The 15920-nt window shown below is 64.8% G+C and carries 8 protein-coding genes (1 of these 8 running past the window's edge); 7 read left to right on the top strand and 1 reads right to left on the bottom strand.

Annotated elements, in window-relative coordinates; all coding sequences use genetic code 11:
* The 4 genes in view from ACL02S_RS02395 to ACL02S_RS02410 are tightly spaced (at most 16 nt apart) and all read left to right on the top strand, a layout consistent with a single transcriptional unit that may run on beyond the window.
* Positions 1 to 8932: the 3' portion of an SDR family NAD(P)-dependent oxidoreductase gene (locus ACL02S_RS02395; RefSeq protein WP_412800579.1), read on the top strand. The gene continues 3110 nt to the left of window position 1, outside the view; only the last 8932 of its 12042 coding nucleotides appear in the window; the start codon falls outside the window, past its left edge; its stop codon occupies positions 8930 to 8932.
* Positions 8929 to 10707 (top strand): thioesterase domain-containing protein, encoded by a 1779-nt coding sequence (locus tag ACL02S_RS02400; RefSeq protein ID WP_412800580.1) that lies wholly within the window; start codon positions 8929 to 8931, stop codon positions 10705 to 10707. The genes ACL02S_RS02395 and ACL02S_RS02400 overlap by 4 nt, the downstream gene beginning before the upstream one ends.
* A gap of 16 nt (positions 10708 to 10723) precedes the next feature.
* On the top strand, positions 10724 to 11140 hold the full coding sequence (locus ACL02S_RS02405; RefSeq protein WP_412800581.1) for a cupin domain-containing protein: 417 nt from the start codon (positions 10724 to 10726) through the stop codon (positions 11138 to 11140).
* On the top strand, positions 11137 to 11862 hold the full coding sequence (locus ACL02S_RS02410; protein ID WP_412800582.1) for an NAD-dependent epimerase/dehydratase family protein: 726 nt from the start codon (positions 11137 to 11139) through the stop codon (positions 11860 to 11862). Before ACL02S_RS02405 ends, ACL02S_RS02410 begins: the two co-directional genes overlap by 4 nt.
* On the opposite strand, the gene ACL02S_RS02415 is transcribed toward ACL02S_RS02410, so the two are convergent.
* Complete coding sequence (locus ACL02S_RS02415; RefSeq protein ID WP_412800583.1) at positions 11840 to 12598, bottom strand: polyprenol monophosphomannose synthase; 759 nt, start codon at positions 12596 to 12598, stop codon at positions 11840 to 11842. The genes ACL02S_RS02410 and ACL02S_RS02415 overlap by 23 nt on opposite strands.
* A gap of 86 nt (positions 12599 to 12684) precedes the next feature.
* Here ACL02S_RS02415 and gmd point away from each other — a divergent pair, with 86 nt between their 5' ends.
* From gmd to ACL02S_RS02430, 3 genes are read left to right on the top strand one after another with little or no spacing between them, the layout of a single operon-like run.
* Entirely contained in the window at positions 12685 to 13707 is a 1023-nt protein-coding gene (gene gmd / locus ACL02S_RS02420; protein WP_412800584.1) for a GDP-mannose 4,6-dehydratase, read from the top strand.
* Positions 13704 to 14957, top strand: a complete 1254-nt coding sequence (locus ACL02S_RS02425) for a class I SAM-dependent methyltransferase (protein ID WP_412800585.1) — start codon at positions 13704 to 13706, stop codon at positions 14955 to 14957. The genes gmd and ACL02S_RS02425 overlap by 4 nt, the downstream gene beginning before the upstream one ends.
* 1 nt (position 14958) lies before the next feature.
* Complete coding sequence (locus ACL02S_RS02430) at positions 14959 to 15873, top strand: GDP-mannose 4,6-dehydratase (RefSeq protein ID WP_412800586.1); 915 nt, start codon at positions 14959 to 14961, stop codon at positions 15871 to 15873.
* Positions 15874 to 15920 lie beyond the last annotated feature (47 nt).

Raw genomic sequence — 15920 nt, forward strand, 5'->3', positions numbered from 1 at the left:
TCACCACACCGACCCCACTGTGCGAGATCGACGTGTCGGGGTGTTCGTCGGCGCCACCTGGAGCGACTACCGCCTGCTCGGGGTCGCGGCTACCCGGGCGGGAAAGCCGGTCGCGGTGGCTTCGATCCCCTCATCCATCGCCAACCGCACCTCCTACACTCTCGGCCTGCGCGGACCGAGTCTCACCGTGGACACCGCGTGCTCGGCCTCGCTGACCGCCCTGCATCTGGCGCGACGCAGCCTACTGAACGGCGAATGCGATGCCGCCATTGTCGGCGGGGTGAATCTGCTGCTGCACGAGGACAAGTTCTTGCTGCTGCGCAGCCTCGGCATGCTGTCGGACAGCGGCAGGTGCAGACCGTTCGCCGCGAACGCCGACGGCTACGTTCCCGGTGAAGGTGTCGGCGCGGTGTATCTGAAGCCACTGTCGGCCGCCCGCGCCGACGGCGACACCATCCACGGTCTGATCCTCGGCAGCGCGGTCAACCACGGTGGTCATACCTCTGGATACAGCGTGCCCCGTCCCGGCGCACAAGCCGAAGTGATCACCGAGGCGCTGGAAGCGGCCGGACTCGATCCCGCGGCGATCGACTATCTGGAAGCACACGGCACCGGCACCGCACTCGGCGATCCGATCGAAATCGCCGGTTTGGCAGCTGTATTCGGATGTTCCGGTGGAAGCGATCGCTTCCGTGCACTCGGCTCGACCAAATCGAATATCGGCCACACGGAAGCTGCCGCGGGAATCGCGGGCCTGACCCGGGTGCTGCTGCAGATGCGGCACGGACAGATCGCGCCGACCCTGCACGCCGAACAGATCAATCCGGCCATCACCTTCGACTCGGTGCCCTTTCAGCTGCCACGCGAGCCTGCGGATTGGCCACGGCGGCGCGTCGACGCCCGCACCGCGCCACGGCGAGCCGGGATCAGCGCATTCGGTGCCGGCGGCGCCAACGCCCATGTGGTGCTCGCCGAATTCATCGATGACCGGGCACGTCCTGCGGCCGGGCATGGCGGGCCGGAGCTGTTCGTTTTGTCGGCCCGCACAGCGGTCCAGTTGCGGTGTTATGTCGAAGCCATGGCCCGGCATATGCGTACGCTCGATCCTGCCGATTTCACCGATGCGGTACGCACGGCACGGGTAGGCAGACCAGCGCTCGGGCACCGACTGGCGGTACTGGCCGCGACGCCGATCGCGGTAGCCGAAGCGCTCGACCGATTCCTGGCCGGACAACCTGGTGCTGCGCTCACCGGTATCGCCGAGCCGCAGCACCGGCCTCTACCGGACGAGTCTGCGGGAAACCAGCGGGAACTGGCTCGCCAGTGGGTCACGGGTGCCGAGATCGACTGGCGTGACCACGGCCTGCCACACCGCCGTATCCCGCTGCCCGGCTATCCCTTCGATCGCACCGACTACTGGATCATCGCCCCGCCGCGCTCGCGCTTCGACGACGCCGTGACACAGTTCGAGGCAGCGGTGCGGCCTGCGGGAATCGTGGAGCCGGGCAAGGTTGAACTCGGCCGGTACGCGGCGATGCTGCTGTTCGGCACGTTCGCCGGGATGGGCCTCGTACCGGGGGAGTGGACCGCCGAATCGGTGGACGCGGTTCTTGGAGTACGACCGGAATTCCAACGACTGCGCATCAGCTGCCTGGACATTCTGCGCAGGCACGGTCTCCTCGAATCGAAGGATGGCCGCATCGTGGTCACAGGCCCACCACCGGGTACCAGCGGGATGCGCGCCGATCTGCTCACGCGTTTCCCGGAGACCGCGGCGTATGTGGCGTTACTGGATACCTGCCTGGCGGCGTATCCGCGGGTGTTGCGGGGCGAGCTGTCCGCGACCGAGGTGCTCTTCCCCGGCGGCTCCCTCGATCTGGTCGGTGCGATCTACCGGGGCAATGCCGCCTACGACTTCAGCAACGGCCTGCTTGCCGAACTGGTCTGCGCTGTCGCGCGGCAACGTGGTAGCGCCGGACCGGTCCGGATCGTGGAGATCGGCGCAGGCACCGGTGGCTCCACCCATGCCGTGCTCACCGCGCTGACCGACCGCGGGATCGCATTCGACTACCACTACACCGATGTAGCGCACAGTTTCGTCACGCACGGACGGCGCACCGTCGGCACGCACCCGAATGTGCGTTTCGCCGTACTGGACATCGAGAACGATCCTGTCGCGCAAGGCTTCCCCGCCCAAGCCGCCGACCTGGTGGTATGTGCCAATGTGCTGCACGCGACGCGGTCGATCGATACCACGCTGCGGAACGTGCGGCGGTTGCTGGCGCCCGGCGGTGTCCTCGCATGTGTCGAGGCGACCACCGACCTGGAGGTGCTCGCGCTGACCTTCGGCCTGTTGGAAGGCTGGCACGCCTACCGTGATCCCGCCTCACGGCTGCCGAACTCCCCGCTGCTCACGGAAACACAATGGCGCACCGCCCTGCGTGCTGCGGGGTTCTCCGGAGTCCGGGCTTGGGGGCCCGGCTTGTCCGCGGACACGGAACCCAGCTTCCGGCTACTGGCCGCGGTCGACGCCGAGGCGATCACAAGGCAGTCCGAATCAGCACCAGAATCCGCACCGGTGCTCGAACCGGACCAACCCACCGCGACCGGCATCCCAGTGCGGGCAGCCGCTGATCCAGCAGCCGATTCGGCAGTGGAGGCCGAGCTCATCGGCTTGGTCGCCACCGGACTCGGTGTGGCGGACACCGAGGTACGCCCGGAATTGCCGTTATCGGAATACGGCGTCGATTCGATTCTCGCGGTGCAACTCATCGACCGCGTCAACACGCGCTACGGTCTGGCACTGCGACCCACAGTGATCTTCGACCATCCCTCGGTGCGGCTGCTCAGCAAACGCATCGCCGCCGATCGCGCTACCGCGACCGCAGCAGCGCAGACCCCTTCGAGCAACGATAACGGCCACCGGCCCACCACACCCGGATCGCCCGCACCCGGCGCGCGGACCGCGAGTCTATCGGCCACGCGGCCCAGTGCGCGGCCTGCGGGCATGGATATCGCCGTCATCGGCATGTCCGGGTGTTTTCCCGGCGCGGCGAATCTCGACGAGTTCTGGCGCAATCTCGCCACCGGACACGATTCGGTGACCGAGATCCCGGCTACCCGTTGGCCACTCGCCGACTACTTCCGCCAAGGACCGGCGACTCCGGGTAGGACCTATTCGAAGTGGGGCGGCTTCCTCGACGGTGTCGAACTGTTCGATCCGCTGTTCTTCGACTTGGTGCCCGCCGAGGCCGATTACATGGACCCGCAACAGCGGCTGTTCCTCGAACACAGCTGGCTCGCCATGGAAGACGCCGCTATCGACCCGACGTCCTTGCGGCGCACTCGATGCGGGGTATTCGCCGGATCACCGGGATCGGATTACGCAACCCTGTTGCGTACCAGAGGGCCGATCGGCTCCCATCACATGTTCACCGGCAACAGCCCCGCTATTCTGCCCGCCCGGGTTGCCTACCATCTGGATCTCACCGGTCCATGCCTCGGCCTGGACACCGCGTGTTCCTCGGCATTGGTCGCGCTGCACCAGGCCTGCCGCAGCCTCGCCACGGGTGAGTCCGAGCTCGCCCTCGCCGGTGGCGTCGCGGTATTCGTGACACCCGAATACCATCTGCTCGCCTCCTCGATGGGGATGCTGTCACCGCGGGGGCGGTGCGCGAGCTTCGATGCGGCTGCCGACGGTTTCGTCATTGCCGAGGGCGCCGGGGTGGTGGTGCTCAAGCCGCTGGCCGCCGCCGAACGGGACGGTGACCCGATCCACGGCGTGATCCGCGGTATCGGGGTGAACCACGATGGCCGCACCAACGGCATCACCGCGCCGAGTATGCGTGCCCAGACCGAACTGGAACTGGCGGTGTATCGCGATGCCGGGATCGACCCGGCCACTATCGGCTATATCGAAACACACGGCACGGGAACCCGGCTGGGCGATCCGATCGAGATCGAGGCGCTCACTACCGCTTTCCGCAACTACACCGGCACGGTCGGCACTATTCCGGTCGGCTCGGTGAAATCGAATATCGGACACGCCTCGCATGCGGCGGGAATGGCGAGCTTGTTCAAGGTGCTGTTGGCCATGCGCGCCGGGCAACTGCCGCCCACTCTGCACGTCGACTCGGTGAATCCGCTGCTCGGCCTGGCCGAATCGCCGTTCTTCGTCAATACCGAATTACGCGAATGGCGTGGCTTCCCACATCGTGCCGCGATCAGCTCGTTCGGTTTCAGCGGCACCAATGCGCATATGGTGGTCGATGCCGCACCGATCATCGAAACCAGCCAACGGGCCGTGCCCAGCCGAGAGCAGCTCATCGTGCTCTCCGCGCGCAGCGCCACGAGCCTGCTCGAGTTGGCGCGAACGCTGCGCGGACATCTGATCACACACCCGGACCTGGCACCTGTGGATATCGCGCGGACACTGGCGAAAGGACGCGGCGGCTTCGAACACCGGCTCGCGATCGTCGCGGACTCTGTGGCGGCGATCACGGCCGGGCTGGCCGCGTTCCTCGCAGGCGAGCGTCCCGCCGGTGTCCGCACCGGAGTGCTCGACGAGCCACCGCGAACCGGGTCCGGGCCGACCGTGCTGGATGATCCGATAGCGGCGGCCGAGCACTGGGTCGAGGGCGCGGCAGTCGAATACCCTGGCTGGACGGATTCGCCCGCCCGCCGTATCCACCTGCCCGGCTATCAGTTCGACCGACAGCGGTGCTGGATACCCGATGCGGACGAAGAACCTTCGACCACAACGGCATCCACCGAGTCCACCCTGTCGCGTAATGGGCTGCCCCCTAATGGCCGGTCAGGTAATGGCACTGCCACCCCGATGACCACCATGCGACGAGACACTGCCGCGACTGCCACGACCGTCGCCGTGAACGTACTACGTAATACCGATACTCCCCAGCGAGCCACCGCGCCAACGGAACCCGTCGAGAGCGCACCGCCATGGCAGACCGCGGAAACCTATCTGCGGCGACTGCTGGCCGAGTACTGTCGTCTGGATCCGGAACGCATCCGTACCCGTATTCCACTGCAGGACTACGGCATCGATTCGGTGCTGATCAGCAAGATGAACGAACGGCTGGAGACCGACTTCGGCCCGCTGCCGAGCACCCTGTTCTTCGAATACCGGACCGTCCGCGATCTCGCGGGCTATCTCGCCGATGAGCACGCCGCGCGGCTGGCTGCGCTCACCGCCGACCCGAACCCGGCCACCGCGCTCTCCGGCGGCGAGACAGCCACGGTACACCCCGAGCCCCCCGACCACAGCAAACCCGAGCCGGCGCCTGCCCCGCACCGGCTCGCGGTAGGCGATAGCGGTGATGTCGAGGACGATATCGCCGTTATCGGCATGGCGGGCCGGTTCCCGATGGCAGGCGATATCGAGCAGTTCTGGGCCAATCTGGTCGCGGGCCGCGACTGCATCGTCGAAGTCCCACCGCAGCGATGGGATCACCGGGAATACCTATCCGAGGATCCCGATGAACCGGGCACCACGTATGCGCGCTGGGGCGGATTCCTCGATGACGTCGACGCATTCGATGCCCGGTTCTTCGGCATCACTCCCAAAGATGCCGAAGAGATGGACCCCCAGCAGCGATTGTTCCTCGAAACATCCTGGACGGCCTTGGAAGACGCGGGCTATTCACCGGAACGGTTACGCGCCAGTGCTGCCGCGCGCGGCCTGCCGGACGCCGGGGTGTTCGCCGGGGTGGGCTATGCCGAGTACCAGGCCTTCGTCGGTGTCCCGATCTCCGGCTATTTCGCGGTGGCGAATCGCGTCTCCTACCATTTCGGCTTCGACGGACCCAGTCTGGCGGTGGACACCGCGTGCTCGGCATCGCTGACCGCACTGCACCTGGCCTGCGCGAGCCTGCGCCGCGGCGAGGCGGCTTACGCCCTCGCCGGCGGGGTCAACGTGTCGATCCATCCAGGGAAATATCTGCTGCTCGGCTATGGCCGATGGGCTTCCACCGACGGGCGCTGCCGATCGTTCGGCGCGGGTGGTGACGGTTATGTGCCCGGCGAAGGCGTGGTCACCCTGGTGCTCAAACCGTTGCGGCACGCCCGCGCCGACGGTGACCGCGTCTACGGCGTGATCCGTGGCAGTGCGCTCAACCACGGCGGCCATACCAATGGGTTCACCGTGCCCAATCCCGCAGCCCAGGCCGACCTGATCGGTCGGACGCTGACCGAAGCGGGGGTCGCGGCGGAGGACATCGGCTATGTCGAAGCGCACGGCACCGGAACCGCACTGGGCGATCCCATCGAAATCGCGGCACTCACCAGGGCCTACCGCAGATCGACCAGCGAAAGCGGCTATTGCGGTATCGGTTCGGCGAAATCCGTAATCGGGCATCTGGAAGCGGCCGCGGGTGCCGCCGGGGTGGTGAAGGCGCTGCTGCAACTGCGGCACGACACCATGGCTCCCACTTTGCACAGCGATCCGCCGAACCCGGGCATCGACTTCACGACAACACCGTTCCGGATCATCGACCGGCCTACCGCCTGGCCGCGTCTCGGTAACGGCAAGCCCAGGATCACCGCCGTCAGCTCATTCGGCGCGGGCGGTTCGAACGCCCATATGATCCTCGCCGACGCGGAGCGGACCGTCCCGACTCACGAAGACGACCTACCCAGGATCGTTGTGTTGTCCGCCCGCGACGCCGACCGACTGACGGAACTGACCGCACGGATGGCCGAACGGCTGCGCGAACATCCGCTGCCGCTGCCGGATGTGGCCTGGACCCTCGCTGTCGGGCGGACCGCGTTCGAGCATCGGCTCGCGCTGGTGGCCACCTCCACAGCCGAACTGGTGGAATTGCTCGACCGCGCGGCCACTTCCCACTCCTCGCGACCGGTCGAAGGCCTGCTGGTTTTCCGCGGTGTGGCCCGCACCCACCGCGAACTCGACGAGCTGCCCGGCGAATCGGAAGCCGATCGCGCGCAGGTGCGTGCGCTGTCACACTCCGGGAATCTTCCCCGCCTCGCCGAGCTGTGGACCAGCGGATGGACCGTGGACTGGGAACATACCTATCAGCGGCCCTTCGGCCGGATCGTGAGTTTGCCCGGCTATCCATTCGCGCGGCGCCGCTACTGGATCGTGCCCGAGGACTACCGCCGCACCGGCGACCCGTCGGCACAGGTCCCACCATCGCGCGCACCGGCACCTACCGCGCCCGATCCCGGCACCGCCGATAGTGGGCGACACAATGGGCGATCCACCTATGGCGCAGCCGAACAGAACCTCCCGGACCCCGCGCGTACCGGTACCGCCCCCGTCGAACCCGACTCGGTTACCCAAGCCACCGTATCCACCGAACCTGCCGTATCCGCTGTGTCCACTGAAGACACCCCGGGCAGCGGACCCGTGCCGGACGAACTGTCCGACGACGGCACCGTATTGCGCGATCGGATCAGTGCGCAGATCCGCGATATCTTCGCGGATCTGACCAAGACCGACCCCGAGGAACTCGAGCTCGACGCGGAGTTCGCCGATTTCGGGTTCGACTCGGTGGCCACCGTACGCATGCTCAACCGGCTGATGAAACACTACGACGTCAAGATTCCGGCGGAATCGACCGAACAGTATCCGACCATCGCCGCGCTGGCGGAATACCTGGTGGCCTCGGGAATCATCACCGGAACTGCGCACACCAACGGTCCACGCGCCACGACGGTCACCCCAGTCGAAGGAACCGAGCCCGATATCGTGCCGGTGCGCATGGACGCCCCGATCCCGGTACGGTCGGTGTTCATCACCGGTGTGACCGGTGTACTGGGCGGAAAACTGCTGCACGACCTGCTCGCGCACACCGATGTGCGGGTGAGCTGTTTGGTGCGCGGTAAGACGGTCGCCACGGCCGAACGCAGGATCAAACACTTCCTGAGCACCTACGACCCCGACGGCGCCCTCGACAAGGCGTTCGCCGACCGGGTGACGACGGTGCTCGGCGATGTCTCCAGTGCACGACTCGGCCTGGACGAGACGAGCTGGCGGCGGATCGCCGACGAGGTCGACCTGACCATCCACGCCGCGGGCCGAACCACGCTGGTCACCTTCTACGACGCGCTGGCCCCGATCAATGTCGAAGGAACCCGGCGCGCAGTGGAATTCGCGCTGCACTCGCGGGGCAAGTACCTGGTGTACATATCGAGTTTCAGTGCGCTGGGCGATCGGCTCAACTTCAACAACCCGCCGTTCACCGAGCACGATCTGGAATTGGGGCAGGGTTACGACCATCTGCCCTATCAGCAGACGAAATACGAGTCCGAGAAACTGATCCGGGCAGCCGGTTCCCGCGGATTGCTCTGGGATATCGTGCGGCCGGGCAACATCATGGGCGATAGCTGCACCGGCCGGTACCCGTTCTCCGAAGTCAGTGTCAAAGGCGCGTACTACGACATTCTCAAGACCATGATCGAGACCGGCGAGACGATGTTGACGCCGGTGCACTGGGACATCACGCCGGTCGATTATGTCAGCGCCGCGATTGTGCACATCGCCGTGCACCGGGCCACTTACCGGGAGACCTACCACCTGACCAATCCGGATATCCGGCGGTACTACGACGTGGTCCGCTACGTCCAGCGCGCAGGCTACGACGTGCGGCTGGTGCCGCTGGAAGAGTTCCACCACAGGGCCACCGAACGGCAGATCTACCGGCTCGGCACCGAGGAGGTCTACGACAGCCAGACCTTGGAGATGTTCAAGTACGGCATCGAACTGTTCGGCACCATCCACTACGAGGAAAGCTCCTACGCCGACTGCACCTACACCCGGCGGGTACTCGGCGCGGCAGGCATCGACTGTCCGACGACCGAAGAGCTGATCCGGGTCTATCTGGCGCACTGCGCCGAAGTGGGCTATATCGCCGCTCCACAGGCGGCCGAACCGACCACGGGGGTGCTGCGATGAGCCCCGAGTGCACCCTCGTCTTCCCGGGGCAAGGCGCCCAGCGGACCGGGATGGGCGCCGACTTCTGCGCCGAGTTCCGCCTCGCACGAGACACCTTCGCCGAGGCGAGTGACGCGGTAGGGGAGGATCTGCTGCGGATCTGCGTCGAGCGCGACCCACGGTTGCACCGCACCGAGTACACCCAACCGTGTGTGCTCACCATGGAGATCGCCGTCTACCGGGTGCTGGTGGCCGAATACGGTATGCGGCCCGCTGCTTTCGGTGGGCACAGTCTCGGCGAGTACGCCGCGCTGGTCGCGGCAGGCGTCTTCGACCTCGCCGACGGGGTGCGGCTGGTGCGCACCCGCGGCGCCCTCATGCAACGCGCCGTGCCCGAAGGCCGAGGCGCGATGGCCGCGCTCATCCTGCCGGATATCGCGAGCTCAACGGCCGCCGAGCTGGTTGCCGCGGCGGACGCCGAAGTGGCCAACGACAATTCGCCCGATCAGCTGGTCATCAGTGGTGGCAGTGGCGCCGTCGCCGCCGCGAGGACGATCCTCGCCGAACGTCTTCCCGAGCTGCGCTTCGTCCCACTGCGGGTGAGCGCGCCGTTCCACTCCCGGTGGATGCGTTGCATCGAAACCGAATTCGCCGAACAGCTCGCCGCCTGCATGTCCCGCGCACACGCCAACCGGGCAGCCGCGGTGACCTCGAACTACACCGGAGAGTTCCATCGCCCCGAGCTGCTCGCTGAGCATTTGGTGCGCCAGATCTCCGCTCCGGTGCGCTGGACCGCCAATATGCGTGCGCTGTTGCGTTCCGGTACGCATCGCTACGAGATCGGTCCGTCCGCGCCGCTGTCGAAGTTCTTCGCGACCTTGGGCGCGCCGGTGACCCGAATCGCGACGGTAGGCGACCTGCGCACACTGACACGCGAATCTCTCGTTCCGGAAGAGAGCACGAAAAATATTGCTGTCCATCGTGTTCCGACCGAATCTGTCGGAAGCGCAGCCGAAACAACACCCCCGATCCCGGCCGGCACCGAGCCGGGTGCGCTGACCCTCCAGCGCCGGGCCGCAGGGGAACCGCGCCTCCGGTTGTTCTGCTGGCCGTTCGCAGGCGGTAAAGCCGCGACCTATGCCCCGTGGCGCCACCAGCTGCCCAGCTGGGTCGAGTTATGCCTCGTGGAGTTGCCTGCCCGGCAACAGCACCGCGACCAGACCCCGATCCGGCGCTTCACCGATCTGGTCGAAGCAGGGCTGGCGCAGGTCGCGCCACTGACCGAGCTGCCTTTCGCGTTCTTCGGCCACAGCCTCGGCGCATTGACCGCCTATGAGGTCGCACGCAGGTTACCCACCGGGACCGCACCCATGGCGCTGTTCCTCGGCAGCGCGGCGGCGCCGCATCTGCCTCGGCCCTTCCGGCTGTCGGAGTTGCCGGATCAGGATTTCCTCGACGCGGTCGGCCATTACGGTGGCATCCCCCCAGAGGTGCGTGACACCCCCGAAGTGATGGCGCTGTTTCTGCCCGCACTGCGCAGCGATTTCGAGATCTTCGATGACTACCGGTTCGCACCGGGCACCGCACCGCCGTGCCAGGCTTATCTGTTCGGTGGCCGGGACGACCGTCAAGTGGCGGCGACCCAACTGGAGGCGTGGCGTGATGTCCTGCCCGGACTGCGCGGCACCGAACTGTTACCCGGTGGTCACTTCTTCCTCGTCGAACACCGCGAGGCGCTGCTCGACTCACTCACAGACAAGCTCGCCGCTATCCGCCTCGACGTGATACCAGCCTGATGAAGGGATGCAGTCAATGAAAGTCGAAGTCCTCACCCCCTCGTGCAATCTCGATACTGTTCGCGACGGCCGTGGCGGCATATTCACCTGGGTTCCGCCGGAACCCCTGTTGGAGTTCAATCTGATCTACATGCACCCCGGCAAAGTGCGTGGGCTGCACTACCACCCGCATTTCGTCGAATATCTGCTGTTCGTCGAAGGCAGCGGGGTGCTGGTGACCAAGGACGACCACGCGGATCCGGATTGCCCGGAGGAGTTCATCCACGTGTCCAAGGGCATCTGCACCCGCACGCCGATCGGCGTGGTGCACACCGTGTACTCGATCACCTCGCTGACCTTCGTCGCCATGCTGACCAAACCCTGGGACGAATGTGATCCACCGATCGTCCAGATCGCCCCTCTACCACACACCTTGGAAGGAAAACCGGTATGACCGGATTGCGCGTAGCCGTTATCGGTGCCGCGGGGTACGTTGGTGCAGCGCTGGTCGATGCACTCGGCAAACATACCCGGTGGGATGTGGTGCCGGTCGTGCGTACCGAGTACCACCGGCACCGCGCCGCGGGCCGCTACGACGTGGTGATCAATGCCGCCTGTCCATCGAAACGGTTTTGGGCCGAGCGTAATCCGGATGCCGACCACGAGGAGTCCGTTGGCGCGACGCTCCGGTTGCGCGAACAGTGGCATTGGGGCCGATTCGTGCAGATCAGCAGCATCTCCGCACGTACACAGCTGGATACGGTGTATGGGCGCCACCGCAGGGATGCGGAGCGATTATGTTCCGGCAGTGATACTTTCATCGTCCGGTTGGGGCCGATGTACGGCGGCGACTACCGCAAAGGTGTGCTCGCGGATATGGCCGCCGATCGTCCGGTATTCGCCAGTGGCAGCTCGCGGCAGAGCTTCGCACCGGTGCGGTGGTGTGCGGACTGGATCGTAGAGCACCTCGGCGACACCGGTCTGCGCGAGGTCGGCGCGCGAACCACCGTGACGCTGGCCGAGGTCCGCGATGCGGTGGGCTCGCATTCTGATTTCGCCAAAGACTATGTCGACGACCAATTCCCGGTCACCGCCACCGGCACGGACTGGCCGGAGGCAGCAGCGGTGATCGACTGGCTGGCCGGGCAGAGGGTCAGCGGTGCGTGGACGAACTGATCCGGTGCCTGCTCGGCCGGAAGTACTTCTCCGCGCACAGCATCAACAGAAAACGCACACTGGTCGCGACATCGCGAGTGCGCATCTTCGACGCCCCCGCTGTGCGATTGAGCACGTGAATCGGCACCTGCTCGATTCGGAAACCGTTGGCGTTGAGTATGTAGAGACTTTCGAAGAAAAACGAGTATCCGGTCGAGCGAACCCTGTCGAAAGCAGTGATAGGAACGGAGTCCAGCCGGTAGTATCGGAACGCACCGGTGGCATCGTAGGGCATCCGCAACAGTGTCACGGTGAGAAAATGTCCGACCCTGGTCAGTACCTTACGGAAGGGAGTCCAGTCGGCCAGGCTGTCTTCTTTCAGATACCGCGATCCGACCACGATATCGAAACCGTCGGCAGCGGCACGCAATGCCGGGATATACGACGGTGGATGCGCGAAATCGGAGTCCATCGTGATGATATGTCGATATCCGTTCGTATACGCCCAACGGATGCCGGCCTGATGCGCGGAGCCGACACCTCGACGACCGGCTCTGTGCAGCACGTGAATTCGGGGCGAGTGCGCTTCCGCCAGTTCCTCCAGCAGTTCACCGGTGCCGTCAGGGGAGTTGTCGTCGACGAACAGGACCTCGAAATCGGTTCCCTGTTCCAGAATCTGGGTAAGCAACGGACCGACGTTGTGCCGCTCATCGTATGTCGGAATCATGACCAGAGTTTTTTCGGAGGCCGCACTCATGCGATCGAATTTTAGTACCGTCGGCTACCGAAAGATAGTCATTGTCAACACTTTCGGAACCCGTTAGCCTCAGGGTTGGAGATTTGATGAGAAAAGCCTTGATAACGGGCATCACAGGTCAGGACGGGTCCTATCTGACAGAATTCCTGCTACAACAGGGATATGAAGTGCACGGAATAGTCAGGCGTGCATCGAATTTCAATACCGACCGTATCGATCACCTGTATTCCGATACGCATTCACGCCGCCGGTTGTTTTTGCATTACGGAGATCTCATGGACTCCAGCAGCCTCAACCGAATTCTGGAGGAAGTGCGCCCTTCGGAGATCTACAATCTGGGTGCGCAATCACATGTGCACATCTCTTTCCAGATCCCGGAATTCACCGCAGAGACCAATGCGATCGGCACGCTGCGTATCCTGGACGCGATCCGTAAGACCGGTATCGCCACCAAGTTCTACCAGGCCTCGTCCTCGGAGCTCTACGGCGGACTGCGCGATATCGCACTCAGTGAGAACACCCCGTTCCATCCGCGCTCGCCGTATGCCGTCGCCAAGCTCTACGCCTACTGGATCACGGTGAACCATCGCGAGGCCTACGGGATGTACACGGTCAACGGCACTCTGTTCAACCATGAATCACCCAGGCGTGGAGAAGTTTTCGTCACCAGAAAAGTAACCCGCGCCGCCGTGCGCATCGCGCAGGGTAAACAGGACAAGCTCTACATCGGCAATCTGGATGCCCGCAGAGACTGGGGATACGCCAAGGAATACGTCGAAGCCATGTGGCTGATGTTGCAGCAGCCCGAGCCCGATGACTATGTGATCGCGACCGGTGAGACACACAGTGTGCGGGAGTTGTGCGAGGCAGCGTTCGCCGCCACTGGAGTCGAATTGCTCTGGGAAGGTAGCGGTTTGGCAGAGAAAGGGATCGACCCGGACACCGCGCGGGTGCTCGTCGAGGTCGATCCGACCTATTTCCGCCCCGCCGAGGTGCACCATCTCACCGGTGACCCGACGAAGGCGAAGCACAAGCTCGGGTGGGAGCCCCGCACGAGCTTCACCGAACTTGTCGAGCTGATGGTCGCCCACGATATGGAGAACGCGTGACGCAAGCAGTGGCGGTGGAGTGCTGCCGGGTATGTGCGAATACTCGGCTCGAGACGGTTGTCGATCTCGGAACGATGGCGTTGACCGGGGTGTTCCCGGCTACCGACCCCACCTCGGTACCACGCTATCCCCTGGAACTGGTGCGCTGCGTATCCACCGGCCCGGAGGAGTGCGGACTGGTGCAGTTGCGCCACACCGCCGATTTCGACGAGATGTATTCCCCCGGCTATGGCTACCGCTCCGGTCTCAATCGATCGATGATCGATCACCTGGCCCACCGGGTCGACAGGATCACCGAACAGATGGCCTTGACACCGGACGATGTGGTGATCGATATCGGCAGCAATGACGCGACCCTGCTGCGGTCCTATCCGGAAGGGATCGCGACGCTACTCGGTATCGACCCGCTGGGGGAGAAGTTCCGCCGGTTCTATCCGCCACACGTGCGGCTGGTGACCGGATACTTCACCAGCGCACTGGTCGAGTCGGTTCTGGCGGGTCGGCGAGCCAAGGTGATCACCTCGATCGCCATGTTCTACGACGTGCCGAACCCGCTGGAGTTCATGCGCACGGTGTACGACAACCTCACCGAGGACGGCATCTGGGTGCTCGAACAGAGCTACCTGCCCGCGATGCTCGCCACCACCTCCTACGACACAATCTGTCACGAACACCTCGAGTACTACACCCTCGACCAGATCGAATGGATGGCACGACGGTGCGGATTCGTGGTGCTCGAGGTGGAACGCAATGCCATCAACGGTGGCAGTTTCGCGCTGACCCTGGGTAAGCGGGGCCTGCCATCAGCCACTGCCACCGCGGCACTGCAGCGGATGCGTCAGGAGGAAGCCGCACTCGGACTGCACACCCCGCGGCCCTACGCCGATTTCGCCGAACGGGTCGAACAGCATCGTGATCAGGTTCGGGAATTCTTCGACCGTTCCCGTGGAGCGGGTCTACGCACTCTCGGTTACGGCGCCTCGACCAAAGGCAATGTGGTGTTGCAGCACTGCGGGATAGGGCCGGAGGAATTGCCCTACATCGCGGAAGTCAACGACGACAAATTCGGAAAGTTCACTCCGGGCAGCGCCATCCCGATCGTGTCCGAGGACAAGGCCCGCGAACTGAACCCCGATCAGTTCTTCGTGCTGCCCTGGCACTTCCGCACGATGTTGCTGCGCCGAGAGAACGCCTTCCGCGCAGCGGGTGGACGGTTGGTGTTCCCGCTACCCGAACTGGATGTGATGTGAGATGACTGTGGTCGTCACGGGCGCGGCGGGACAGGACGGCACACTGCTGTCACATCTGCTCGCCACGCGCGGCGAGCAGGTGTTGCGGATCGGCAGCGACGGTCCGATCGATATCACCGACGCCGTTGCGGTCGACCAACTGATCGCCACCGAACGTCCCGCGCAGGTGTATCTGCTTGCCGCGGTACAACACTCCGCGCAGGATGATCACGGCGAAGCGCACAAGCTCGCTCGTGCCTCACATCGGGTGAACACCATGCCGGTGCAGCATTTCGCGGAAGCGGTCGAGCGCCACCACACCGGAACCCGCCTGTTCTATGCGGCTTCCTCACATATCTTCGGCGCCGACGGCGCCGGGGTGTGCGATGAGAACAGCGGGCTGCGTCCTGACTCGATCTACGCGTTGACCAAAGCGGCGGGCCTGCTGGCCTGCCGTACTTACCGGGCCCGTGGCCTGTTCACCGCAACAGGAATCCTGTTCAACCACGAATCCCCCTTACGTGAAGAGAAATTCGTCACTAGAAAGATCGCGCACGGGGTCGCGCGAATCCAGCGCGGCGAAACCGACACCCTGCAGGTCGGCAAGCTGGACGCAGGTGCCGACTGGGGATACGCCCCGGATTACGTCGAGGCGATGACACGCATTCTCGCTCTCGGCGAACCGGACGATTTCGTCGTCGCCACCGGCGAACACCACACGGTCGAGCAATTCTGCGCCACCGCGTTCAGCATGGCCGGATTGGACTGGAGAAACCATGTTCGCGAATGCCCTTCGATGCTCACCCGAAGCAGACAACCTCTGGTAGGTGACGCGACGAAGCTACGAAGGCGGACCGGATGGCGCCCTTCGGTTGACTTCCGCGGCATGGTCAGGGCCATGCTCGTCGCCGAGAACGTACGCCTGGTACCGGCATGAGCGGTCAAGCCCGGAGGCGGCAGCGCAGCATCACCACGCAGGGCCCC

The organism is Nocardia spongicola (genome assembly GCF_047200775.1).
Lineage (GTDB): Bacteria > Actinomycetota > Actinomycetes > Mycobacteriales > Mycobacteriaceae > Nocardia.

Bases quoted from the DNA above. Each gene is read 5' to 3' on its own strand.
- ACL02S_RS02400 (WP_412800580.1), top strand. From the start codon at position 8,929: ATGAGCCCCGAGTGCACCCTCGTCTTCCCGGGGCAAGGCGCCCAGCGG.
- ACL02S_RS02410 (WP_412800582.1), top strand. From the start codon at position 11,137: ATGACCGGATTGCGCGTAGCCGTTATCGGTGCCGCGGGGTACGTTGGT.
- ACL02S_RS02405 (WP_412800581.1), top strand. From the start codon at position 10,724: ATGAAAGTCGAAGTCCTCACCCCCTCGTGCAATCTCGATACTGTTCGC.
- gmd (WP_412800584.1), top strand. From the start codon at position 12,685: ATGAGAAAAGCCTTGATAACGGGCATCACAGGTCAGGACGGGTCCTAT.
- ACL02S_RS02415 (WP_412800583.1), bottom strand. From the start codon at position 12,598: ATGAGTGCGGCCTCCGAAAAAACTCTGGTCATGATTCCGACATACGAT.
- ACL02S_RS02430 (WP_412800586.1), top strand. From the start codon at position 14,959: ATGACTGTGGTCGTCACGGGCGCGGCGGGACAGGACGGCACACTGCTG.